The organism is Pseudomonas veronii, from assembly GCF_001439695.1.
GTDB classification, from domain to species: domain Bacteria; phylum Pseudomonadota; class Gammaproteobacteria; order Pseudomonadales; family Pseudomonadaceae; genus Aquipseudomonas; species Aquipseudomonas veronii.
In genome coordinates this window covers 133,695-157,697 of sequence record NZ_JYLL01000004.1, presented here as the reverse complement: position 1 = coordinate 157,697, position 24,003 = coordinate 133,695, and the positions used below count along the sequence as shown (strand labels likewise).

The window sequence follows — 24,003 nt, the reverse complement described above, 5'->3', positions numbered from 1 at the left end:
CTAAAGCGCCTCGCTCGATGCCGGCGCCGGCAGCAAGGCCAGGCTGTGTCGAGCGATGACTGCATTTTCATCAGTGGCGATGACCCAGGCCGATACCGGGCTGTCCGGCGTCGTCAGGCAGGCTCCGGTGGGCGGGTGCTGGTTGCGGGTTACGCCTAACCAGGCGCAACCGTCGAGAATCCCGTCACGCACGGTGGGTGCATGTTCGCCAATGCCGCCGGTGAACACCAACGCGTCGAGCCCGCCGAGCAATGCGGCCAGCGCGCCGATTTCCTTGACGGCACGCCGTACAAACAACTCAATGGCCTGCGCGGCCCCTTCGGCGTGGCTGGCCAGCAGCGTCCGCATGTCACTCGCCACACCGCCAGAGACGCCCAGCAATCCGGACTCGTGGTACAGCAGGTGTTCGACCGCCGCCGTGCTCATGCCGCGTTCGCGCAGCAGGTACAGCACGATGCCGGGGTCCAGGTTGCCCGGGCGGGTGCCCATCAACAGCCCGTCCAGGGTGGAAAACCCCATGGTGGTGCCGCAACTGATGCGGTTACGCATCGCGCACAGGCTGGCACCGTTGCCCAGGTGTGCGACCAGGGTGCGCCCGGCCGCCGCGCGCGGGTCGTAATCCGCCAGGACCCCGGCAATGTACTCGTAGGACAAACCATGGAAGCCGTAACGCCGCAGGCCCGCCTCGCTCAGTGCCCGGGGCAGGCCGTACAAGGTTTCCAGCGGGTCGAGCGTGTGGTGAAAGGCAGTGTCGAAGCAGGCCACCTGAGGCAGCTCGGGATGTTCGCGGGCCATATGGAGAATCGGTGCCAGGCACAAGGGCTGGTGCAACGGTGCCATTGGAATCAGTCGTTGTATCTCGTCGATCAGCGCGCTATCGACCCGCGCAGCCACTTCCCGACGGGCGCCGCCATGGACCACCCGATGCGCCGCGCCGACAATCTGCCATTGGCGGTTGCTGCCCAGCCAACGCATCAGGTTGCCCAGGGAAACTGCGTCCATGCAACTGTCGGCGCGCCATTGCTCCTGATGTTCGGCCTCGGATCCTGGGGCCTGGTACGCCAGCGTTGCCCTGCCCTGGCGCACTTCAATCATGCCGCTGCCCAGGCAATGGACCGTTGGTGCCGCCACGAAGTAAAGGGAAAACTTGAGGGTTGAAGAGCCCGCATTCAGCACCAACAACGCCGGGCAAGGGGCATCCATCATGCGCGGCTCCACAGCGCCGGGGAATCCACGGCCTGACGGGAGCCGCCAAGCAGTAACCGTAATGCTCGCATCATGGGCCGCCTCGACACTCGATGAGGTTACAGGGAACCTTGCCCCAGGTTGGCCTAATCCTGGCATCCACGGGGCGCGGCGGCTTGATCTTCCTCAATAAAATGTGCCCGTTACGGTTCAGCGCGTTCCTGGCGCATCAATATCATCGACGAACAACACTTTGGCGTTTAACGACGAAAACACCCGAGGGAAAATTTTTTTGAAAAACAATTCAATCAGTTAAGTATTGCGACTGATCCGCAGACACTTACATCTGATCTAAATCAACCAGACCCAGCCCCTTCGCGCAGAAATTAGATGCAGCAGTCGCACCCTCGCATTCGACGGTGCAGATACTCACGTTTTCGTGGAGGCTCGTCATGGCTACGCATCTGCAAGGCTCTCAACCGATCGTCCCGCCGGCTGTCCAACCCGTGGCAGGCAGTCTGCGCAAGGTAGAACCCAAGCGCTTGTCGCTGAGCTTGTTGATTGCCCTGGTGGTCGGTTCGATGATCGGCAGCGGCATTTTCAGCCTGCCGCAAAACATGGCTGCCAGTGCGGGCGCCGGTGCGATTCTGATCGGTTGGTTGATCACCGGCGTCGGCATGCTGTCGCTGGCGCTGGTCTATCAGACCCTGTCCAACCGCCAGCCCGCGCTGGACAACGGTGTGTTTGCCTATGCACGTGCGCTGGGTGGCGAATACCTGAGCTTCAACTCCGCCTGGGGTTATTGGATCAGTGCCTGGATCGGCAACGTCAGTTACCTGGTGATCCTGTTCGCTGCGCTGAGTTACTTCTTCCCGGTGTTTGGCGAAGGCAATAACAAGGCGGCGATCGCCGGTGCGTCCGTGGTGTTGTGGGCGTTGCACTGGATGATCCTCAGGGGCTTGCGCACCGCTGCGCGGGCCAATGCGTTGACGACGGTCGCGAAGATCGTGCCGTTGCTGTTGTTCATCGGCCTGGTGATCGCCGCGTTCCAGCGTGAAACGTTCACTGTCGACTTCTGGGGCTCGCCGGCGTTGGGCAGTACGCTCGATCAAGTCAAAAGCACGATGCTGGTCACCGTTTGGGTGTTTATCGGGATCGAGGGCGCCAACGTGTTTTCTGCCCGTGCGGCGGAGCGGGCCAATGTCGGGCGGGCCACGGTGATCGGTTTTGTCATCACGTTATTGCTGCTGATTTCGGTGTCCTTGCTGTCGCTGGGGGTGCTCAAACAACCGGAACTCGCCGCCTTGAAGAACCCCTCGATGGCGGGCGTGCTGCAGGCCGCGGCCGGGCCATGGGGCGCAGTGCTGATCAGCATCGGCCTGATCGTTTCGGTCGGCGGCGCCCTGCTCGCCTGGACGTTGCTGGCGGCCGAGTCGGTGTTCACGCCCGCCAAGGAAAAGGTCATGCCTGTCTCGCTGGGCGTGGAAAACACCCAAGGCGCGCCAGCCAATGCGCTGTGGCTGACCAACGGCTGCATTCAATTGTTCCTGCTGCTGACCTTGTATTCGAGCGCTACCTATCTCGCGCTGATCTCCCTGGCCACCTCGATGATTCTATTGCCGTACCTGTTCAGCGGCCTGTATGCGCTGAAACTGACCTGGAAGGGTGACACCTATGCCGGCCACCGCGGCCTGCAATTGCGCGACATGGCCATCGCGGCCGTCGCCACACTGTATTGCATGTGGTTGCTCTATGCCGCCGGGCCGAAATACATGCTGCTCAGCGCCCTCCTCTACGCCCCGGGCTCGTTGATCTACCTGGGCACCCTGCGCGCCCGTCAGGGACAAGCGCTCAGCGGCCCCGAGACCGGCCTGTTGATCATCATCTGGGCGGCCGCGGCCTATGCCGGCTGGATGCTGTGGTCGGGGACGCTGACCTTGTAACGATGGGCTTGCCCCCGTGTTCTGTCCTGGCAGGCCGCGCAGAGGCCGTTCTGCTGCCTGCCTTCTATCTGAGAGGAGTACCGAAAGATGAGCAATTCCGCAAAAAAAATGCCGGTCACTACCGAACACAAATCCGACCAGCATCCCGTGACGACAGACCTGTGGCGGCCGCTGGAAAAACTGCGGCAACAGGTGGACCACCTGTTTGATGACTTCAATCTCGGTTCCGGCCTGTCGCCCTTCAGCCGGGGGCTGTTCGACGTTGAACCGTTCTGGCGTCGCGAGCTGATCGGCCATGGCATGCCTGCCGTGGACATCACCGAGAAAGACAAAAGCTACGAGATCACCGCCGAAGTACCCGGCATGGATCAGAAAGACATTGAGGTCAAACTGTCCAACGGCAGCCTGATCATCAAAGGCGAGAAACAGGAGGACAAGGAAGAAAAACGCAAAGGCTACCACCTTAGCGAGCGTCACTACGGTTCCTTCGAGCGGGTGTTCAACCTGCCCAAAGGTATTGATGCCGATAAGATCGACGCGAGTTTCAGCAAAGGCGTGCTGTGCATCTCGTTGCCGAAAAAGCCAGAAGCCATGAAAGCGGATAAAGTCGTGCCGATCAAAGGCGAATGAATCCCAGGCTGCACTGCCCCTTGGCGGGAAACCGACAAGGGGCTTTTTTTATCTGCAGTGGTTCAACGCTTCATCCCCGGAAAATATCGAACAGCTCGATCTTCAAGAGCGTGCGAATGCACAGGTAACGCCTGCCGAACGTCAGCCTAAGCCACATGTTCAGCGTCAGTCCGTTACGCGAAGAGATGATAGTCGGGGAAAACCACGCCAATGCTGTTGAGTCGACGCGCAGGTGCCAGATGTGCTGCCTGGCAGGACTGGTTGCAGGCCTGCGGCTGTCTTGCAGCAAACCCGACGACGTGTCGGGTGCTGCAACCGTTCACTATTTGCGGCTGGCTTTTTCGAGCATCCGGCTGGCGCGCTCATTGGCCTGGTCGGCAGTCTGTTGCGCCTGATTGGCCGCCATCGCCGCCTGCTCCGCTTTCGAGTAGGCTTCATCGGCTCTGGCGCGTGCCGACAGCGCAGTGCTTTGAGCAGCCTCCAGGCGTGCATCCAGTTCTTTGGCCGGTTTGTTACTGCAACCAGCCGATAACGCGAGGAGGACGCTGAGCAACACTACGGGTAAACGCATATTCATGGGTATTCTCCTTGAGGGTCGTAGCAGGAACGCTCCGGCTACGGTTCAAGTATCCGGCGCCGTCGGTGCGGGGCTCTGATTTTTGTCAACTTTCGACCAAGAATCAGACCGAACCGTCAGTTCCCGGCGCCTTGCGGACGTCCGCCTGCCGTAGCGGCCAACAACGACTTCAGCGCGCTCAGCGAACGGGTATTGAGTACATCGCCCTTTTCCAGCCAGGCACGCCGGGCTTGCGCGACGCCGTAGCGCAAGTATGCAAAATCCGCGGTGCGCTGGGCATCCGAATTGATGCTGATCAGCACGTGTTGGTCTTTGGCGTATTGGCATTGAAGGTCGAACAGGTCCATGCGCTGGGGTTGCGCGTTGAGTTCCAGGCAGCAGCCGCGTGCAGAGGCGGCCCTGATGACGGCCGACAGGTCCATGTTCAACGGCGCGCGCTGATTGATCAGGCGACACAGCGGGTGCGCCAGTAGCGTGAAATAGCGATGATCCATGGCCCTGAGCAGGCGTTGCGTCTGTTGCCGCAGCGTCAGGCCGAAATGCGTGTGGACCGCGCCCACCACAAGGTCCAGGCGAGCGAGGACAGCGTCTGGCAGCCCTAGGCTGCCATCTTCCAGTATCTCGACTTCAACCCCCTTGAGCAAGGTGATGCCGCGCAGGCGGGCGTTGAGCGCATCGATCTGGTCGATCTGCTTCAGCAGCCGCTCGCTGTCCAGGAAATGATCGGTGATCGCCAGGTATTCCAACCCAGCTTGCTGCGCGGCCAGTGCCATCTGTTCCAGGGTATTGGCGCCATCCGCGTCGCAGGTGTGCGCGTGCAAGTCACCCTTGAGATCACTCACTTCCACCAGCCTGGGCAAACGCCCGCTGAGTGCCGCCGCGACCTCACCGCGATCTTCGCGCAGCTCCGGCGTGATCCACGGCAACCCCAGGGCCTGATAAACCGAGACCTCCGTGACACCCGCCAGGCGTTCCTGGCCCTTGAACACGCCATACTCGTTGAGCTTCAGGCCCTGTTCCCGCGCCTGCTTGCGAATCGCAATGTTGTGCGCCTTGCTGCCGGTGAAATACACCAGCGCGGCGCCCCAGTCCGCGGGCTTGACCACCCGCACGTCGACTTGCAGGCCGGAGTCCAGTACGACACTGGCCCGCGTGCGGCCTTTGACCAATACGGTGGACACCTCCGGGTGCTTGATCAGGTGTGCAGTGACCGCCACTGCGGGCTCTGCTGCCACCAGGATGTCGATGTCGCCCACGGTATCGCGCATGCGCCGCAGGCTGCCGGCCAGCCTCGCGTCCTCGACCCCGGGCAGTTGATGCAGATACTCGATCAACTGCAGCGCCACGGGCTCGACAACGCCCAGCGGCAACCGGCGATCCTTTCCGAGCCCCTTCTGCGCGGCGCTCAATAAGCGCGCCTCAAGCCTTTCGCCAAAACCGGGCACGTGGCGGATGTGGCCCTGCTCGGCGGCCTCGCACAGTTGCTGCGCGGTTTCGATTCCCAGGCCGTGATACAGGTGTTTGATGCGTTTGGGGCCGAGGCCGGCGATGGACAGCAGTTCAACCAGCCCAGGCGGCAATGTCGAGCGCAGGCGTTGCCGTAGCGCACAATCACCGGTGCTGGCGATTTCACTGATCTTGGCCGTCAGATCGACGCCGATACCCGGCAGTTTCGGCAAGGTTTCCCCACGTGCGATGAGCGGCGCCAACTCGACCGTCAGCGCCCTCAGCGTGCGCGCCGCAACCCGATAAGCGCGGATGCGAAACGGGTTGGCGTCATCGATTTCGAGCAGGTCGGCGATATCGTCAAACACCGCGGCAATCTCCTCATTGCTCACCGCCCGCGAGCGCTTGACCGTCGACGCCGGCGCGCTCGGCGCCTGCGGTACGGCCGTGAGCTTCATGGCCCCAGCCTGGCCATGTAATGCGCGACCGCCTCGGCATCGGCGTCCGACAGTGTGTGCGCAATCTGGCTCGTCAGGTCACCGCGCTCACGCAGGTCGGCCTGTTGAAACACCTGGATCTGGCGAATCATGTAAGCGGCATGCTGGCCTGCCACGCGTGGGGTCTGGCCATGGCCCCGGCCCTCGGCGCCATGACAGGCGCTGCACTGAGCGATGCCGGATTCCGGCACGCCGTGGCGAAAGATCAATTCGCCCCGCGCGTCAGGCGTTTCGGCTTCAGCCTGCATGGCCGGCTGTTTTGAATAGTAGTCCGCCAGTTCAGTGATCTGCGATTCGGTCAAATGGGTAAAGCCCCACATGTATTGAGTCGAGGCTTTATCCATGCGCGTATGGTTTTTGAAATCCGTCAACTGCTGCTTCAGGTAGTCTTTTTGCTGGCCGGCCAATTTGGGAAACAACGGCGATACCGACTCCCCCGTCAGCCCGTGGCACAGCGAACACACGTCGTTTACCAAGGCCAGCGCGGGCATGGATGCGGTTTTTTGCGATGCCCGGTCGCGGGTGTCGGTACAGCCCACAAGGGCCACCACACAGAGGGCAAGCGTCAGGTGTGATCGATTGATAGAGCACCTCATATCACAAGCCTCCATGAGCAGCGTCGGTAGCCGGCGCGTAACGGGTTCATCCACCTTGGCCCAAGGCCGTGCGGGCTTTATTGACAAAACTCAATGATTCACCTGAGTCAGGGTGTAGGAATAGATAAACACTGAACGGGACGACGGCCGTGAGCACACCCGCCCAACGCATGCTGGATAAACACTATGGCGCGTCTCGGCAGGTCGATAGAGCCGCCATCGCGGCGGTCCTGCACCAATTTGCCGAGCCTCTGCCGGCGTTCGATTCTGCGGCGTTCGGCGAAATGTTCGATCGCTACGCGGATGCGCGGGTGGTGCTGATCGGCGAAGCCAGCCACGGCACCAGCGATTTCTATCGCGCCCGGGCCGCCATCACGCAACGCTTGATTGAGCGGCATGGCTTCTCCATCGTCGCCGTTGAGGCCGACTGGCCCGATGCAGGGCATGTCGACAAATACGTCCGAGGGCTGGCCCCGTCGGCCTGGAAACGCCATATCTTCAGCCGCTTCCCCACCTGGATGTGGCGCAACGCCGAGGTCAAAGCCTTTGCCCACTGGTTGCACCGCTACAACCATCAACGCGCCAGTGAAGACCGCGTGGAGTTCCGTGGCCTCGACGTTTACAGCATGCGCAACTCGATCCATGAGGTGCTGCACTATCTGGACAGCGTTGACCCGCAACTGGCCCAGGAAGCACGGCGGCGCTACGGCTGCCTGACGCCCTGGCAGGATGACCCGGCCTTGTACGGTCACTTCGTCGAACGCAATGGCCTGATGCCCTGTGAACCGCAGGTGGTCGAACAACTCAACGTGATGCTGGCCAAGCAATTGGCCGGGCTCATCCAGGATGACGAAAGTTTTTTCAACGCCACGCAAAACGCCCGCGTGGTGCGTGCGGCGGAACAGTACTACCGCGCCGTCTATCGCGGCTCGACCGCGTCGTGGAACCTGCGTGACCGCCACATGTTCGACACCCTGCGCGCCCTGCTGGAGCACCGGGGCCCGCAGGCCAAAGCGGTGGTCTGGGCGCACAACTCGCATATCGGCAATGCCGCTGCCACGGAGATGGGCTGGAAGGGCCAGTTCAACATCGGCCAGCTGTGCCGCAGTGCCTATGGGCGCGACGCCGTGCTGATCGGCATGAGCACCGACCGTGGCCACGTGGCGGCGGCCGACGATTGGGACGCCGAGATGCTCATCAAGGCGGTGCGGCCTTCCCGTCCCGACAGTTGGGAGCATCAGTTCCTCGAAGCCGGCGTGCCGGCCTCGCTGACCGACTGGCGCGACCCGCAGCGCGTCGAGCTGCGCACGGTGTTGTCCGCCACCCTGCTGGAACGCGCGATTGGCGTGATTTACCGGCCCACAACCGAACGCGACAGCCACTACTTCGAAGCGGTATTGGCCGAACAGTTCGACGCCATGCTCTGGTTCGAGCAGACGCAGGCGGTAAAGGCCCTGGCACTGCCCAAAAACGAGGCGCTGGAAGCGGAAGACGAAACCTTTCCGTTCGGTGTGTAAGGCTCACCTGGCGCGACGCATCTACAGCGGCTGCGCTTCAGTCGATTCGCGTTGCCAGGCCCGCTGCAATAACTCAATGACCTCTGCATCGGTGGTCTGGGGGAAGTTCGAGTACCAGTAACCGATGGACATCATCCGCTCAGGAATCAGCGGGCAAATCACTTCATTGACGATGCAGCGCAGGGTTTCCACCGTATCCAGCGGCGCGACCGGCACCGCCACGACGATCCGCGCCGGGGCCTGCACCTGCACCGCCTGGATCGCGGCGAGCATCGAAGCCCCTGTGGCCAGGCCGTCATCGATCAGGATGACCACCTGATCCTTCAACTGCAGCGGCGCCCGCGTGCCCCGGTAAACCTGCTCACGGCGCGATAACTCGCGAGTTTCGCGGGCGACCACCGCGTCATAACTGTCTTGATCAATCGAATGAGCCCGCAGCACCTCTTCATTGCGGATCTGGATACCGCCACTGGCGATGGCGCCCATGGCGAATTCGGGCTGGGACGGCATGCCGAGCTTGCGTACCACTATCAGATCCAGGCGCACCTGCAGGGCCGTGGCCACCTCATACGCCACCGGGACGCCGCCACGCGGCAAGGCCAGGATGATCACGTCGGGGCGGCGGGCGTATCTGAGCAACGGCTCCACCAGGCTTTGACCGGCCACCGACCGATCCTGCCAGAGCGTTTGCAGCGAAGGGCTATAACTCATGGGTCACCTCATCTGTCGTTTCATTGCACACCGCCTTTGCCGCGCTAGACCGCCAGTACGCCGCAAGGCACCTGATAGAGAATGTGTTCGGTGGTACTGCCCAGCAGCTTCTCGATGCCGTGATACTGGACCCGGCCCATCACGATCACATCCACCTGGTGTTCCTTGGCGAATTGACTCAACACCGCAACCGGATTGCCCAAAACGAAGTGATGACGATCGGAAGGCACGCCATAGTCTCGCGCCAGTTCGAGGAAGGTTTTTTCCTCCTTGCTCGCCAGGTCCTTACTGAGATTGGACAAGGCCATACCGCCCATGTCAGCCATGTAGATCGTCGACATATCGCAGGCATACAGCAGGTGCAGCTCGGCATCGCATTGCAGCGCCAGGCTGGTGGCCTGCTCAATGATGCGCTGGTTCAACACGCTGTTGGCCGGTTGAACATTCGACACGTCAACCGCTGCCACGACGATGCGCGGCAAGGCATGCCCACCACCGCCGACCAGATAGACCGGAATCGGACACTCGCGCAGCAACTGCCAGTCCAGCGGGGTGAAGAACGCGCGCTTGAACGCGGACTCTTGCTGCACTTGTTTGATCAACAGATCGGGCTGCGTCTCGGTGACGTAATCCAGGATGTCTTGCTTGAGGTTGGTGGCCCAGGTCACCTGGGCGGTCACGTTGAGCCCCAGGGCGTGGAGATTCTTGGTTTGGGCGTTCAGCCAGTCGCGGTGGTCCTCGAGGTAGCTGGCCCGGGCCTTTTCACGCACGTTCTCGGCCAGTAGCAATAAGATGTCCAACGGTGCTGCCAGCGCGACAATATGCAGGCTCGCGCCGCTGGCCTTGGCCAGGGCGGCAGCATGGCCGATTGCCGGGGAGTCACGCAGGGCGGGATTGATGATCAGTAACAAACACTGGTATTGGCTCATGATCTGGCTCCAGGGAGGAATGAAAAACAGCCCACGCGTCCACGGTCTTAACGGATGGGGCCAGGCGGCGGCGTCGCGGGAACCATGCGCCATCCCTCAGGACACTGGCGTACGCTCGGGTAATAGCCTTTGGCGGAATCGCAGTAGTACCAGGCCGATGGCGCGGCCGTGACGGGCTGAGGCTCGACCACCACCGTCGGCGGGCTGGCCGGGTAGTAGTAAGTCGGGGCGGGATAGTAATAAACCGGATACGTCGGGTAGTAATACGGCGTGGAGATGCGCGCGGCTTCCCAGCCCAGTCCCAGGCCAAGGCCAAACCCCCACCAGCCTGGCCCGCCCCCATGCCCACCGCCATGCGGCCCGGCATGCGCCGGCAATGCAACGGCGGCAGCCAGCAGGATGAACCCGGTCAGCACGCACTGTTTTACTGAGTCACTGTTCATGATGTTTACCCAGGAGGCTCGCGAATAGCATTACGGTTGGCTGGTCGGGTTGAGCCCGCCGCACCCTTGCGGCCATGCCATGTGCATGGGCATGTGCATGGGCATTCGCCAACCGTCCTGATCGGCGATGCGGTGATGCATCACCGTCCAGAACAGATCGAAGATGGTTTTTTGCTGGGCATCGAGGGCATCGTAGAAGGTTTGGGTGCGTGCCTGAGCCGCGTCCAGACGGACCAGTTGCGCCTGCATCCAGCTGGTTTGCGTGCGCAGGCGCTCTATACCTTTGGCCATTCTCTGCGGCGTTGTTTCGTCCTTCAGCGCTTGTCTGGCACTTGCCTTGTCAGTAGCGGCTGGGTTGTCGTTTTCCACTTGCTGATTGGCGTCTGCGATGACGCCTGCGGCCCAGGTTTCCCAGGCGGGCATTTGCTCCGGCTTGAGACTGAGCTTGCCCTTGAGTTCTTCCAGGGTCTGCTGCGTATGCTTGACCCAATCGAAATTCGAGGCGTGACGGAACATACCGCCCTGCCCTGGCCCTAGCCCTAACCCTGGCATCGCGGGGTTGGCAAACGCGCCGGTGGACGGTAACAGCAGAACACTTGCCGCGATCAGCAAGCACTGGCCAAGCAAGCGTGGCTTGTTCATTTCAGCTCATCTCAACGTCGTGGGTTCAATCCGAGCATAGGAGTCGGCCTGGCGGGCGATCTGATCCACGTCAGAAAACCGAGACACCGGTCAACCGCTGGATCAACGGTAGCCCTGCCTGGGGCATCAGCCTATCCAATGGATCTCTGGGGTCTTATGCACGATGGGCGCGGGCACAGACTTCGGGTGCCCCACGATAATCGGTGCCACGGGCATCCACTCGGCGGGCAGGCCGAGCGCCTGCTTACCCTGCGGCGTATTCAGAAAGCCCTGGGCGAAACCGATCCAGCACGTCCCGAGCCCCTCGGCATACGCCGCGAGCATCAGGTTCTCGGCCGCCAAGGCACAGTCTTCGACAATCCACTGATTGGGCGCGTTGCCCGAGATCAGCACCAGGACCGGCGCGTGGTAGAAAATCTGAAAACTGTCCTCGCTGAGCAACGCTTGGAAGTGGCTGGAGTGCGTTCCGGCGGGCGTGGTGGCGAGCATCCAGGCCCTGGCTTCGCGGGAAACCCGCTCCAGCAGCGCCTGGTCGCGGATCACCGTGAACGTCCACGGTTGTTGGTTCATCGCGCTGGGCGCCTGGGCGGCGGCATCGATCAAGCGACAAATGAGTTTTTCATCGAGCGGTTCTGGCGTGTAGTCACGTGTCGAGCGCCGGCCGGCGATTGCCTTGGTTACGTTCATGGGTGCATGCCTCCATCAGGGCGATTCAAATCGAAGCAAGGCGCGAGCAGGTGCTCAACCTTCAGGGAACGACGGTTGGGCTGGCGGTTCTTTTTCTGGGATATCGGTAATGGTCGCTTCGGTCAGCAGCAGGATACTGGCCACGGAAACTGCATTTTCCAGGGCAATACGCACGACTTTGGTCGGATCGATGATGCCGGCTTCGTACATGTCGACATAGGTATTGGCGGACGCATCAAAGCCAATGTTGCCCGGCTCCGCCAGCATGCGCGCAACGACCACGCCGGCGTCCACCGCCGAGTTTTCCGCAATGCGCCGCGCCGGTGCTTCCAATGCCCGACGCAGTATCTGCAGGCCGGTGCGGACATCGCCCTCCTGCCGGGCTTCCTCGGCGGCGATCAGCGGCACCGCTTTGAGCAGCGCGAGGCCGCCGCCGGGGACAATCCCTTCGGTGATCGCCGCGCGGGTCGCCGAGATCGCGTCATCCAGGGCGTCCTTGCGCGCTTTCATTTCGGCTTCGGACGGCGCGCCGACCCGGATCACCGCGACGCCGCCGGACAGCCTGGCCAGCCGCTCCTGCAGCTTTTCACGGTCGTAATCGCTGGTGGTAGCCGCCATTTGCCCGCGGATCTGCTGCAGGCGTGCGTCGATCGCTGCGCGTGTACCGGCGCCGCCGATCAGCGAAGTGCTGTCCTTCGACACCACCACCCGATGGGCCCGTCCCAACTGCTGCAGGTCGACCTGTTCGAGGCTGATCCCCAGTTCGTTGGAGACCACCGTGGCGCCGGTCAATACAGCCATGTCCTGCAGCATGTCCTTGCGCCGGTCGCCAAAGCCCGGGGCCTTGATCGCCACAGCCTTGAGCACGCCGCGGATGTGGTTGACCACCAGCGTGGTCAACGCTTCGCCTTCGATGTCATCTGCGATCAACACCAGGGGCTGACCGCTTTTGGCGACCTGTTCCAACAACGGCAGCAAGTCTTTGAGTGCGCCGATCTTGTGGTCACAGAGCAGCAGGCAGGCATCGTCGAGTTCGACCTGCATTTTCTCGGTGTCGGTGACGAAATAAGGTGAGACATAACCCCGGTCAAAGCGCATGCCCTCCATGACCTCGACCACCGTTTCGGTGGTCTTGGACTCTTCGACGCTGACCACGCCTTCAACGCCGACCTTCTCCAGCGCGTCGGCCACCAGTTGACCGATGACCGCGTCGTTATGCGCCGACAGCGTCGCCACCTGGGCTTTTTCCTTGGGCGTGCTGACGGGGCGGGACTGCGCCGCCAGCGACTCGACGACCAACTGCAGGCCCCGATCCAGGCCGCGCTTGAGATCGATCGCGCTGGCCCCCGCGACCACGTTGCGGATGCCGTCGGCCAGGATCGCATGGGCCAGCACCGTTGACGTGCTGGTCCCGTCGCCGACCGCGTCACCCGTGCGTTCCGCGGCCTGGCGCAGCATTTGCGCGCCGAGGTTCTCCTCGGGGTCCTGCAGGTCAATGCGTTTGGCAATCGTGACGCCGTCATTGCAGACCGTCGGGTTGCCCCACTTGTTCTGCATCAACACCGACTTGGACTTCGGCCCCAGCGTCACGCGCACCGCGTCCGCCAATTGGGTGGCGCCGCTGAGGATCTTCTCGCGGGCAGCCGCGCGAAACACGATTTTACTGTGAGCCATCAGGGTGCTCTCCTCTCACGTCGACGGAACTTGCATGCTTCTCTGAAGTGCCTGCGGCGAGGTTGACTTTTATCAACAAACTCACACCCCTTGCCGACGCCCGCCGCGACGCTTACACCGGCGGTCGCCGGGCGCTCTGCGAGTTGACAAAAATCAACCCGCTCGGGCGGAAACAGCGTCCAAATCAACCGGTGAAATCCACCCGATCGTCAACACGCGGGTTTGCCCCTCTCGATGCGTCAGGAGAAACACCATGGACAAGTATCAGCAGAGTCAGAAAAACAAGCTGTTCAAAACGCCGCCCCATGATCCCTATTGCTTGCCGCGGGTTGAAGGTTCGGCGGTGTGCCCGCAGTGCGACGCGGTGTATCAGGCCGGAAACTGGACCTGGAACCGACCTGAAAACGCGGTGGTGCATAACGCGCAAACCGTCACCTGCCCGGCCTGCCGCCGCATCGCGGACAACATGCCGGCCGGCACCCTGATGCTATCGGGCGGCTTCTTGCAAAAGCACCATGATGAAATCATCCACCTGATCGAAAACACCGAAAAAACCGAAATGGCCGAGCATGCGCTGGAGCGCATCATGCGCGTGACGGAGGTGGCGGACGACCTGATGGTGACCACCACCGGCATTCATCTGGCCAATCGCCTGGCGCATGCACTGGAAGGCGCATTCAAAGGCAAGGCGCAGTACCGCTACGGTGATAGTCAGTACGGCGTGAACGTCACGTGGGCACGTAACGAGTAACCCCTCACGCCACGCTACGGCGCAGCGCGAGCGCGGCTCAACCGCTGGCGACGGTAAAAGAGCCGCTTGACCCATTCCGCCGCGCCCATGTAGGCCAAGCTGATTGCCAGCACTGTCAGCAGGATCGGCAGTGGCAAGGGCACCAGGCCGAACCAGGACGCGATCGGGCTGTAAGGTAGCCCGACGGCCAGCAGGCCGATGGCTGCGGCGCTGAGCAACAGCAGTGTGGCCGGGCGGCTTTGGTAGAACGGGCGGTAGGTTCGCACGATGAAGATTGTCAGCAGTTGGGTCAGCAGCGATTCGACGAACCAGCCGCTGCGAAACACTTCCGGGCCCTTTTCCGCCAGCTGGTACAGGGCCGCGAACGTGAGCACATCGAACAGCGAACTGACCAGCCCGAACACCACCATGAAGTTGCGGATTTCCCTGATATTCCAGCGGTGCGGGGTGTTTTCCCATTCGCGGTCGACGTTGTCGCTGGCGATCCCCATGGAGGGGATATCGGACAGGAAGTTGTTGAGCAGTATCTGCTTGGCCAGCATCGGCAGGAACGGCAATACCAACGAAGCCAGGGCCATGCTGATCATGTTGCCGAAATTGGCGCTGGAGACGATGGAAATGTACTTCAAGGTATTGGCAAAGGTATGCCGGCCCTCTTCGATGCCTTCGCGCAACACATCGAGGTTGTGCTCCAGCAACACGAAGTCGGCGGCCTGCTTGGCCACGTCGGCGGCGTTATCCACCGAGATCCCGATATCGGCGACTTGCAGCGCCGGGGCATCGTTGATGCCATCGCCCATATAGCCGACAACGTGCCCGGTCTTCTGCAGGGCGCGGATGATGCGTTCTTTCTGGTTGGGGTCGACCTCGGCAAAGAGCGTCGTCAGTGGCGCCAGGTGCATCAATGCTTCGTCTTTCATCGCCGCCAGCTCGGCGCCGGTGATGATGCGCTCCACGGGCAGGCCCACGGCCATGCCGACATGGCGGGCGACCAGATGGCTGTCGCCACTGATGATCTTGACTTGCACGCCCAGGCGCTCAAGGTTGGCGAGAGTGTCTTTCACCCCCGGCTCCGGCGGGTCGAAGAACAACAGAAAACCGCGGAAGGTCATGGCCTTTTCTTCATCCCGGCCGTAGTGCGGCTGGTCCGGCAAGACCCGCGTGGCCAGGCCCAAAACCCTGAAGCCCTGCTCGCTCCAGTCGGCGAAACGCTGCGCGATGGCGGCCCGCTCGGTGTCGCTCAGCGCCAGCAACTGTTCGCCGCGGCGCACCTGTGTGCAAACCTCGAGCACATTGTCCAGCGCCCCCTTGGTCACCATCAGCCGGGCGGCCTCAGGCGCATTCGCGACCACCACGCTCAGGCGCTTGCGCACGAAGTCATACGGCACTTCATCGAGCTTGCTCGCGCCGGGGCATGGCGCCAGGGTTTTGCCGGCCAGGGTGATCGCATCATCCATGGCGTTGCGCATGCCGGTCTGCAGGCTGGAGTTGAACACCGCCAGTTGCAGGATCGTGGCATCGGCATTGCCCGCCAGATCCATGGCGCCGTCCAGCACGACGACGCCGCGGGTCAGCGTACCGGTCTTGTCGGTACACAGGATGTCCATCGCCCCGAGGTTTTCAATCGCATTGAGGTGACGCACGATGACCCCTTTGGCGGCCATGCGTTGCGCGCCTTTGGCCAGCGTGATGCTCAGGATCGCCGGCAACAGTTCCGGCGACAGCCCGATGGACAACGCGATGGCAAACAACAGAGTGTCGAGCGCGGGACGATGCAGCAGGATATTGATGCCGAACACCACGATCGTGATCACCAGCATCACCCGCAACAGCAAGCTGCCGAAGCGACGCAGGCCGCGCTCGAACTCCGTCTCGGGCGGGCGCAGCGTCAGGGTCTTGGCGATGCGCCCGATCTCACTGTCCGAGGCGTAGCGCGTGACCAGCACTTCGGCGGTGCCGCTGCGCACCGAGGTGCCCATGAACACGCAATTATGCCGCTGCCCGAGCGTGGCATCGGCGGCGCAGTCGCCCGGCAATTTTTCCACCGGGAAGGTTTCGCCGGTCAGCAGGCCTTCACCGATGAAGCAATCGAGCGCCTGCAGGATCCGACCGTCGGCCGCGATCAGGCTGCCGGCGCTGAGTATCAGGATATCCCCCGGCACCACCTCGCTGGCGGCGATGTCCACGGCCTTGCCGTCGCGCCGCACCGTGGCGCGCAGCGCGATCTTGCTGCGCAGTTGCTCCACCGCCGTACTGGCGCGATTTTCATACCAGGCGCTGAGAACCGCGCTGATCAGCACGATGCAGCCGACAATCGCCGCATCTAGCCAGTCCCCCACCACCACGGCGACCAGCGCGCCCACGATCAGGATCAGCACCAAGGGCGTCCGCATTTGCTCCAGCACCAACCGGGCCAGGCCGCGCGGTCGGTCCTTGGGCGTGGCCGGTGCGCTGCGCACCCGCGCGTTGGCGTCGGCCTCGCTCAAGCCCTGCGGCGTGCTGTGCAGGCTGCTGAACACCTGGCTGACTGGCGGGCTCCAATAATCGCCGGTTGCCACGCGGGCGGGCGGCTTGACGTTGGATCGCCATTCACGATGGGCCAACCAGAGGCCGGGCAGCATCGGCAACCAGAACGTCAGCCCGCGGAATAACAACGTGGCGGAAAGCGCCACCGCAATGTTCACCCCCACCCAATGCAGCGTGACCACCGCCGCCGCTTCAAAGGCGCCGAGCCCGCCCGGCACAATGCCGATACTGCGCAGCACGCTGGCCAGCATAAAACCGGCAAACAGCCCCAACGGCGGCGCGGACACACCCAGCGCGCGCACCAGCACCCACAATGTGGCGCTGTCGAGCACAATGATCACCAATTCCAGCAAGGTAATGCGCCAGAGTAACCCTTGGCTGCGCACCAGTTGCTTGTCGGCCCCGGTGAGCAATGACGCGATTCTGGCGACAATCGGAAAATGTCGCCCCGGCAAATGCGCGACCAGGCGCCGATTGCCGGCCAGCCTTGGCGTGACCACTGCCAGCAACAGGCTGACGGCGACGAACACCAGGCACGCCGTCATCACCGCAGGCGTGGCATGGCCCTGGAAGATCACCACCGGTAACGCCACGCCGACCGACACCGCATAGGCCAGGAAATACCCGGACAAATCCAGCACCAGGCTCGCCAGCACCAGCGGTTTTGCGAACCCGAGGCGGACGAAGGAGGCCACGACCGCAAAGGCGCCGCTGATGCCGGAGGACGGCAGGGCCTGATCGACAAACAGCTTCATCACGCTGAGTTTGCCCGCCTCCCAGAGTGAAAGCGGCTGCGCCCCGGCCCTGAGCACCACCCGAAAGACCTGCCCTTGCGCCATATACGTCAGGACTTGCAGCGCCAGGGCGCCGACCAGCCACAGCGGCTCTGCCTGGGTCAGCAAGTGTGTGAAGGATTCGACGTCGGTGAATTGCAGCGCCACGCCGACCACTGTCGCAAACATCGCGGCGCCGAGCAGCCACGTCAGCCACAGCGCGGAACGGCTGTAATGCTGTTCCTCTTCAGGTACAGCCGGATCGATGAAACCAGCAGTGGGCGGTTTGACAGGCATGCCGTGCCCCTGAGCGAATCAGCAGAGAGTCCGATTCTGGCGCGGTCTGGGCGGGGCCGTTTGATCCAGGTCAACCTGCCCCTGGACGGTCTGTTAGTCCGCATCACGCTTTCTGACCTTGATCAATACGCCTGCCGCGCATCCCCCTCAGTGTGAACAGGGCCGTTCTTCGACCCCACTGTGCGCTGGAGCCCCCCAATGCTAGCTAATCAACACACCGCTGCTCTGATTGCCGAGATGGATAAAACCTCGCCCGCCGAGCATTGGCTGGAAAAACTGCACGACGGAACGCATGTGCTTATCCGTCCGTTGTCGACGCACGATCACCTGGGCCTGCTGCATTTTTTCCAGCGGTTGTCGCCGCTGTCGCTGCGGTTCCGGTTTTTGGGCGCGGTGACCCATGTCGATGCGAGCGCAATCGATACACTGCTGAGCGAGTCGGCGCAGATCAGCCGCGGCTACCTGGCCTTGATCCACCATGACGGCGAGTTGCAGGTAATCGGTGTCAGCCGCTACCGGCGTGCCACCGATCAGGACGAACAGTGCGATTGCGCGGTCGCCGTCGCCGACCCGTGGCTGCGCAGGGGCCTGGGCCGTTTATTGCTGGGGCATCTGATCGATGCCGCCAAGCGTGAGAGGTTTCGCAAAATGTGCTCGACGGACCTGTCGACCGATTACCCGATTCATGGCTTGTACAAACAATTGGGTTTTACCTCGGCCTATCTGGGCCGGGATTTTGATCGCATCGTTCACGAGCTGGAACTGTAGACGCGCACGCCGCCCGACCATTCACTGCGGTTCCAAGTGGTAGCGCGATTGCACCAGGTGCGCGATCTGTTCCTGGGCATCCCGCAGCGGTACAGACGCATCGTTTTCCAGCAGACGGGTTTCGTTGGCCAGCACGTCGTCGCGGATCACCTCGCGAAACCAGTTGGAAAAGTCCCCGGCCTCGCGGTGTTGGCGGAACGCGGGATCGTCCAGGCGCGCAAGCGAAGACAAAAACTCCGCAAGGTTCGAGGCGCGCTGGTCAAGGCTGGGAAAGTAGAATGCATGCCAGGCGCCCACATCCCCGACCGCATACTTGCCGCTGTGGCGATGATGTTTCTGCTCGGGTTGCTGCTGCGCCATCAGCACCACGTCGCCGCCATGACGAACGTCCCACAGACAGAAATAGTCGGGCTCGGATGAGCGCGCCGGGAATTCGGGGCAGCGTCGCTGCGTATGCTGGGCGTAGCGTTGGACCAGTTCGCGGGCGGTGCTGCCCAGGGTCACCAGCACGTCTACCGCGTCCAGCAGCGACGGGCAGACTTGATCGAAGTCCAGGGCAACGATGATCGCCCCCATATTCGCCAGAAACCCCGAAGGCCAAGCGGCGCAATGGGGCAGCATGTAGTGGGCCTCGTCCACGACCATCCAGTACGGGCGGCCGGTGCTGCTGCGTAGCTGCTGGATAAACGGCAGTAATTCGCCGAACAGCTGCACGCGGGCGGCCGGGTCCAGGGCCAGGGTGCTCACCACCACGTTAAGCCGCGCCTGTAACAGGTGATGCAACGATTCTTCGGTTGTCGGCGGAGTGGTCAGGCCACCGACCGTGACCGCACCGTCCAGCGACAGATAGTCGCCTTCCGGATCAATGATGCAGAAGCCCTGGTGGGCCTCGACCATGCGTTCTGTCAGCCAGGTCACGTAGCTCGACTTGCCGGAGCCTGAATTGCCGATTACCAGCAGCACCGATTCCGGCGGCAACCACACCTTGCGTGCATCGGCGGTTCGCCCCAGTTGCACGCCGATACGCTCGACCGGCACCAGCGCGGCGTCCTTTTGCAGCAGCATGTCTATCAGCTCGCAGACCCCGCGCCCGTGATCCTGGCTCAGGCAGATATCCGCGCGGGCCTTGATTGAGTCGATCGCGTTGTTCACCGCCGCCGCACAACCGCAGATCGCGAGAAACGCGTGGTCATTTTCGGCGTCGCCCACGCCGACCACGTTCAGTTCGCAGATGCCCAGCCTCAGCAACGCGGCACTCAGCCCCGAGGCCTTGTTCACCCCCGTCGGCAGGACCATGATCGCGTCCTTGTTGAACGTCATCTGCAGCTCCAGGCCCAGCTCGCGAATCGAGCTGATCACCGCGTCCTCGAACGGATGCCAGGTCGCGATAACGGACCTGCCGACGGACAAGGATGAAACCCCTTTGTCGCGCAGGCGCTCGACCAGTTCGGTGGAGGCCGAATCGGCGATGAGTTCCTCGGTGTCAGTGCGCGGGTCGTACAGGAGCGCGCCATTCTCCACGACCACCAGGTCAAACAGATCGAGCTGGGTAAAATGATGCTTGAGCGCCTGCAACTCCCTGCCGGTAATCAACAGCAACTTGCGACCGCTGGCCTTGAGGCTGGCAAGCGCTGTACAGACGTGTGCGGGAACATTGCCGTTTTCGGCAATGGTTCCGTCATAGTCGACCGCCAAGGCTAAGAAATGCATGTTCGCTCCATGACGGGTTGGGTTGTACAGGCCCGCGCTAAGAAGATGAAACCTTGCCATTGATTCCGGGCAGCGGCTCGCTGGGCAAAGGTTCCTTGTGCAGGTACTTTTCGAACCAATCGCCGGTCAGCCTGGCTACGTCCGCCAGTGTGCCCGGCTCTTTGAAAAGGTGCGTCGCGCCTTTGACGACCTCCAGGCTTTGCGTGCAGTGCAACGCCCGACTGGTTCGCACATTCAAGCGCAGGATCATCGGGTCTTCCGCGCCCACCACTTGCAACGTCGGCGCTTTGACCTCGCACAACGCCTGGGCGGCCAGATCGGTGCGCCCGCCTCGACAGACCACCGCCCGCACACCGCCCACGTGAGCGGCGGCGACCAGCACGGCGGCGGCGCCCGTACTGGCACCGAACAAGCCCATGGCAAGTCGGCGTAATTCAGCGTCTCGGGCGATCGCGTCGATGACCTTGACCAGTCGATCGGCGAGCAATGCAATATCAAAACGCAGCACACCGGTCAGGTTATCCCAGCGCTGCTCTGTCCTTGTCAGCAGGTCGATCACCAAGGTGCCCATCCCGTGGCGCGCCAGGTACTCCGCGATAAAATGGTTACGCGGGTTCGAATGACCGCCGCCACTGGCATGGACGAGAACGACCAGGCTTTCGGCGCCTCGCGGCAATCGCAGATCACCGGCCAATTCATAGCCGGCAAAGTTAAACTTTTTGTATTGGAGCTCAGATACTGCAACACCGCAGTGAGAGGCCATTAGTTGAATACCTTCGTATATAACCTTTTCGAGGGGCAAGGTACTTCAAGAGTGGCTTCATCTTTCTTTTTGATTGTTCGTCAGGTCGATGGATTGGGCATGAACGCCTATCAGGTTAAAACCGAAAAAAGCCCGGCCTGCTCTGTTGGATACACGACGATGACCTGAAGCCTCTGGGGGGTAAACTGCGCTTTTCCGGCAAAGCGTACTTGATAAATATCAAACGCACGCCCATCCACGTTTCAAATCGGACATTTGACGTGCAATACACCACTCGCCGACATGTCTACGGACAATCAGCCGTACAGTCGACGCAATAACCCAGGTAAAAGATGCGGCACGTCTTTGGCCAGTAACCCTGGGCCGAATTCGGCAGCGACCACATCATGCAACCACACGCCCGCTGCCGCAGCCGGAAAGGCCGGCATGCCCTGGGTCCGCAGCCACCGAATAATGCCGCCCAAAAGCTCGCCGGTGGCGGCCGAGGGCACACTGCAATGGATCACGGCGCGGCCATCGGGGCAGGCAATCACCGTGTCACTGCCGCGATGCACAACCACAGCCGAGCCGTGCTGGGCAGCGGCTCGAGTGCGGGTCAGTTTGTCGCCGACGAAGTCGAACATCCGCCGAAACTCGCTCTCGTGAAGGGTCAGCACCTGCGTGGCATCCGCCGCAACGACCGCTGGGTGCCCCGCGACAGTATCGAGACCGGCTCGCGGTAAGTCGGGCAGCCACAACCCAGGGTGATTCTCAAATGCCTGGGGGACGATGGCGTCGAGCACCGCTTCGGGCGTGCCAATATCGGCCACAATCACTTCGCCACACAGATCGCGCCCCGGTAACAGCAGATGCCCCGGCTTTTTGCGAAAAAACGTCACCGTCAGCACCGCCGCCACCGCGCCCAACGACTCACCGCTATCGCCCATCACTCCGCTGGGCGTGTCGACCGCGACAATCGGCACCGTGCCACGGCCAGCCGCAGCCAGGGTGTCCAACACCTGCCCCTCCAGCGCACGGGCGAGGCCGGCGCCGAACACCGCGTCGACAATCAGCTCGGCCCCTTCAAGCACCGCGGGGCTCAGGGCTTGCACCTCGCCGGGCCAGCGCTGTGCATGTTGCCCGGCTTCGCCTTTCAGCGCGGCGCGACTGCCCCACATCGCCACCCGCACTGGCCAGCCCGCTTGCGCAAGCCGGTACGCGCAGACAAAACCATCGCCGCCATTGTTGCCCGGCCCGCAGAGCACCAGCAGCGGCCGGGGTGTCCAGCGCCGCTGGATTTCGCGTGCCACCGCCGCGCCGGCATTGCTCATCAACTCGAAAGACGACACGCCGGCAACCACCGAAAGCCGGTCGGCTTCCGCCATCTGGCGCACCGTCAGCAAGGCCGCCTGGCGCGCGCCGTTATCGAGGTCGGGACTCAACGTGTTCATGCTTTTCACACTCTCGATCGCTACTGAAGTCACTCACCGCCTGCGCGGTGACGTCGCCCCGCTCGGCTACCCCAAGCCTCTGACCGCCTCGATCATCTTGACCAGGACGGCCTGTGCATCGCCGTACACCATGTTGCAGTTTTCCGCATAAAACAGCTGGTTCTGAATACCAGCATAGCCCTTGCCCTCCCCGCGCTTGACCACGTACACGTGATGAGCCTTGTCCACATCGAGGATCGGCATGCCGTAGATGGGCGAGGCTTTGTCGCTGCGCGCGGCGGGGTTGACCACGTCGTTTGCCCCGATCACCAACACCACATCGGTGTCGGCGAAATCGGTGTTGATGTCGTCCAACTGGAAGATCAGGTCGTAAGGCACACCGGCCTCTGCCAGTAGCACGTCCATTTGTCCCGGCATACGCCCCGCCACCGGGTGGACCGCGAATCGCACAAGCACGCCGTGGGCCTGTAACAACTTCACGAACTCATAGAGCTTTTGTTGGCCCTGCGCCACGGCCAGGCCATAACCGGGCACGATGATGACTTTATTGGCGTACCGCATGGCGACGCCGGCATCACTCGCCGCCGTCGGCTTGAGCTCACCCACGATCGCCGCGCCTTTGCGCACGGGTTGGCCACCAAATCGGGCAAACAGCACATGCGCGACCGTGCGATTCATGGCCTTGGCCATCAGCAATGTGAGCAGCACGCCCGCAGCGCCGACCAGCATGCCGGCGATCATCATGGCCGGAACCTGCAACACAAACCCTTCCAGGCCGACCGCCAGGCCGGTGAAGGCATTGTAGATGGAGATGACCACCGGCATATCGGCACCGCCGATGGGCAACGTCATCAGCACACCGAACAACAGCGCGCAGCCGAAGAACACTCCAATCAACCACAGCACGCCGTTCAACGAACCGTGTTCGGCGTGCATGACCACCATCAGCCAAGCGCCTACGCACAGCGTCACCAGCATCAGCAAGGCATTGATCAGTTGCAGGCCTTTCATGTGCAGTGGCTTGTTGATGCGGCCATCCAACTTGGCCCAGGCAATCAAGGAGCCGGATAACGAAATCGCACCGATCAACGCGCCAAACAAGGTGCCGGCCAATGCGGAAAGGTCGAACACTCGGCCCCCGAACAACTCCATGGCGGCGATCGCGGCGGCAGCGCCCCCGCCCATGCCGTTGTATATCGCGACCATCTGCGGCATGGCGGTCATGGCCGCCTTGCGCCCGCTCCACCACGCTGCGCCACCGCCCAGCAGCAGCGCGACGAGCGCGAGGCTGACGTTGACAGGCAAATGTGGCCGGGCCGCCTCACTCACCGAAAATACGTAGAGAAAACTAACGATAACGGCGGCCGCCATGCCCCAACCGGCGACATGGATGCCACCGGCCGCCGTGACCGGCGAAGACATGCGCCACAACCCGAAAATCAGTAGAAAAGCGGCGAAGAAATACACCAGCCCTATCAGCCACTGCGACGTCATAATCAACATGGTCA

The 24,003-nt window shown here is 62.3% G+C and carries 20 protein-coding genes; 5 read left to right on the top strand and 15 right to left on the bottom strand.

From position 1 onward, the window contains the following. Positions 1-1,206, bottom strand: a complete 1,206-nt coding sequence (locus TU80_RS06875; RefSeq protein ID WP_057004101.1) for an acetate/propionate family kinase — start codon at positions 1,204-1,206, stop codon at positions 1-3. Positions 1,207-1,637: 431 nt separating this feature from the next. Here TU80_RS06875 and arcD point away from each other — a divergent pair, with 431 nt between their 5' ends. Beyond that, complete coding sequence (arcD, locus tag TU80_RS06870; RefSeq protein WP_057004100.1) at positions 1,638-3,128, top strand: arginine-ornithine antiporter; 1,491 nt, start codon at positions 1,638-1,640, stop codon at positions 3,126-3,128. A gap of 87 nt (positions 3,129-3,215) precedes the next feature. Continuing rightward, positions 3,216-3,758, top strand: coding sequence for an Hsp20/alpha crystallin family protein (locus tag TU80_RS06865; RefSeq protein WP_046383400.1), 543 nt, complete (start codon positions 3,216-3,218; stop codon positions 3,756-3,758). A 322-nt stretch (positions 3,759-4,080) separates the two neighbouring features. Here TU80_RS06865 and TU80_RS06860 read toward each other — a convergent pair whose 3' ends face one another. From TU80_RS06860 to TU80_RS06850, 3 genes are all read right to left on the bottom strand, one after another. Further along, positions 4,081-4,335 carry an Lpp/OprI family alanine-zipper lipoprotein gene (locus TU80_RS06860; RefSeq protein WP_017845783.1) on the bottom strand — a complete coding sequence of 85 codons (255 nt, stop codon included), beginning with the start codon at positions 4,333-4,335 and terminating at the stop codon, positions 4,081-4,083. Positions 4,336-4,451: 116 nt separating this feature from the next. Further along, positions 4,452-6,239, bottom strand: coding sequence for a DNA polymerase/3'-5' exonuclease PolX (gene polX, locus TU80_RS06855; RefSeq protein ID WP_057004099.1), 1,788 nt, complete (start codon positions 6,237-6,239; stop codon positions 4,452-4,454). After that, positions 6,236-6,769 carry a c-type cytochrome gene (locus TU80_RS06850; protein ID WP_169796383.1) on the bottom strand — a complete coding sequence of 178 codons (534 nt, stop codon included), beginning with the start codon at positions 6,767-6,769 and terminating at the stop codon, positions 6,236-6,238. The genes polX and TU80_RS06850 overlap by 4 nt, the downstream gene beginning before the upstream one ends. A 275-nt stretch (positions 6,770-7,044) precedes the next feature. Between TU80_RS06850 and TU80_RS06845 the strand changes: the two genes are divergently transcribed. Next, the gene (locus TU80_RS06845; protein ID WP_057004097.1) at positions 7,045-8,391 is read left to right on the top strand and encodes an erythromycin esterase family protein; all 1,347 of its coding nucleotides are present in this window, start codon (positions 7,045-7,047) and stop codon (positions 8,389-8,391) included. Between the two features lie 21 nt (positions 8,392-8,412). On the opposite strand, the gene TU80_RS06840 is transcribed toward TU80_RS06845, so the two are convergent. From TU80_RS06840 to groL, 6 genes are all read right to left on the bottom strand, one after another. Then, entirely contained in the window at positions 8,413-9,102 is a 690-nt protein-coding gene (locus tag TU80_RS06840; protein ID WP_057004096.1) for a phosphoribosyltransferase, read from the bottom strand. 44 nt (positions 9,103-9,146) lie between these two features. Further along, positions 9,147-10,031 (bottom strand): universal stress protein, encoded by an 885-nt coding sequence (locus TU80_RS06835; RefSeq protein WP_046383395.1) that lies wholly within the window; start codon positions 10,029-10,031, stop codon positions 9,147-9,149. A gap of 47 nt (positions 10,032-10,078) precedes the next feature. Beyond that, positions 10,079-10,474 carry a hypothetical protein gene (locus tag TU80_RS06830; RefSeq protein ID WP_057004095.1) on the bottom strand — a complete coding sequence of 132 codons (396 nt, stop codon included), beginning with the start codon at positions 10,472-10,474 and terminating at the stop codon, positions 10,079-10,081. A gap of 30 nt (positions 10,475-10,504) precedes the next feature. After that, the gene (locus TU80_RS06825) at positions 10,505-11,116 is read right to left on the bottom strand and encodes a Spy/CpxP family protein refolding chaperone (protein WP_046383394.1); all 612 of its coding nucleotides are present in this window, start codon (positions 11,114-11,116) and stop codon (positions 10,505-10,507) included. Positions 11,117-11,242: 126 nt separating this feature from the next. Continuing rightward, positions 11,243-11,803 (bottom strand): nitroreductase family protein, encoded by a 561-nt coding sequence (locus tag TU80_RS06820; protein WP_057004094.1) that lies wholly within the window; start codon positions 11,801-11,803, stop codon positions 11,243-11,245. Between the two features lie 54 nt (positions 11,804-11,857). Beyond that, positions 11,858-13,477, bottom strand: coding sequence for a chaperonin GroEL (groL, locus tag TU80_RS06815; protein WP_057004093.1), 1,620 nt, complete (start codon positions 13,475-13,477; stop codon positions 11,858-11,860). Between the two features lie 253 nt (positions 13,478-13,730). Here groL and TU80_RS06810 point away from each other — a divergent pair, with 253 nt between their 5' ends. Then, complete coding sequence (locus TU80_RS06810; protein ID WP_046484231.1) at positions 13,731-14,228, top strand: BCAM0308 family protein; 498 nt, start codon at positions 13,731-13,733, stop codon at positions 14,226-14,228. A gap of 14 nt (positions 14,229-14,242) precedes the next feature. Here the strand turns inward: TU80_RS06810 and mgtA are convergent, their stop codons facing one another. Continuing rightward, positions 14,243-17,824: a magnesium-translocating P-type ATPase gene (gene mgtA / locus TU80_RS06805; protein WP_082643808.1), complete on the bottom strand. Its 3,582-nt coding sequence runs from the start codon at positions 17,822-17,824 to the stop codon at positions 14,243-14,245. 198 nt (positions 17,825-18,022) lie between these two features. Between mgtA and TU80_RS06800 the strand changes: the two genes are divergently transcribed. Beyond that, on the top strand, positions 18,023-18,592 hold the full coding sequence (locus TU80_RS06800; RefSeq protein WP_057004092.1) for a GNAT family N-acetyltransferase: 570 nt from the start codon (positions 18,023-18,025) through the stop codon (positions 18,590-18,592). Positions 18,593-18,613: 21 nt separating this feature from the next. Here the strand turns inward: TU80_RS06800 and TU80_RS06795 are convergent, their stop codons facing one another. The 4 genes from TU80_RS06795 to TU80_RS06780 all read right to left on the bottom strand — a co-directional run bounded on the left by TU80_RS06795 (position 18,614) and on the right by TU80_RS06780 (position 23,998). Then, positions 18,614-20,302 carry an HAD-IIB family hydrolase gene (locus tag TU80_RS06795; protein WP_057004091.1) on the bottom strand — a complete coding sequence of 563 codons (1,689 nt, stop codon included), beginning with the start codon at positions 20,300-20,302 and terminating at the stop codon, positions 18,614-18,616. A 37-nt stretch (positions 20,303-20,339) separates the two neighbouring features. Next, positions 20,340-21,065, bottom strand: coding sequence for a dienelactone hydrolase family protein (locus TU80_RS06790; protein WP_046383389.1), 726 nt, complete (start codon positions 21,063-21,065; stop codon positions 20,340-20,342). A 296-nt stretch (positions 21,066-21,361) separates the two neighbouring features. Further along, positions 21,362-22,495, bottom strand: coding sequence for an NAD(P)H-hydrate epimerase (locus tag TU80_RS06785; protein ID WP_057004090.1), 1,134 nt, complete (start codon positions 22,493-22,495; stop codon positions 21,362-21,364). Between the two features lie 66 nt (positions 22,496-22,561). Then, complete coding sequence (locus TU80_RS06780; protein ID WP_017845767.1) at positions 22,562-23,998, bottom strand: NAD(P)(+) transhydrogenase (Re/Si-specific) subunit beta; 1,437 nt, start codon at positions 23,996-23,998, stop codon at positions 22,562-22,564. Positions 23,999-24,003 lie beyond the last annotated feature (5 nt).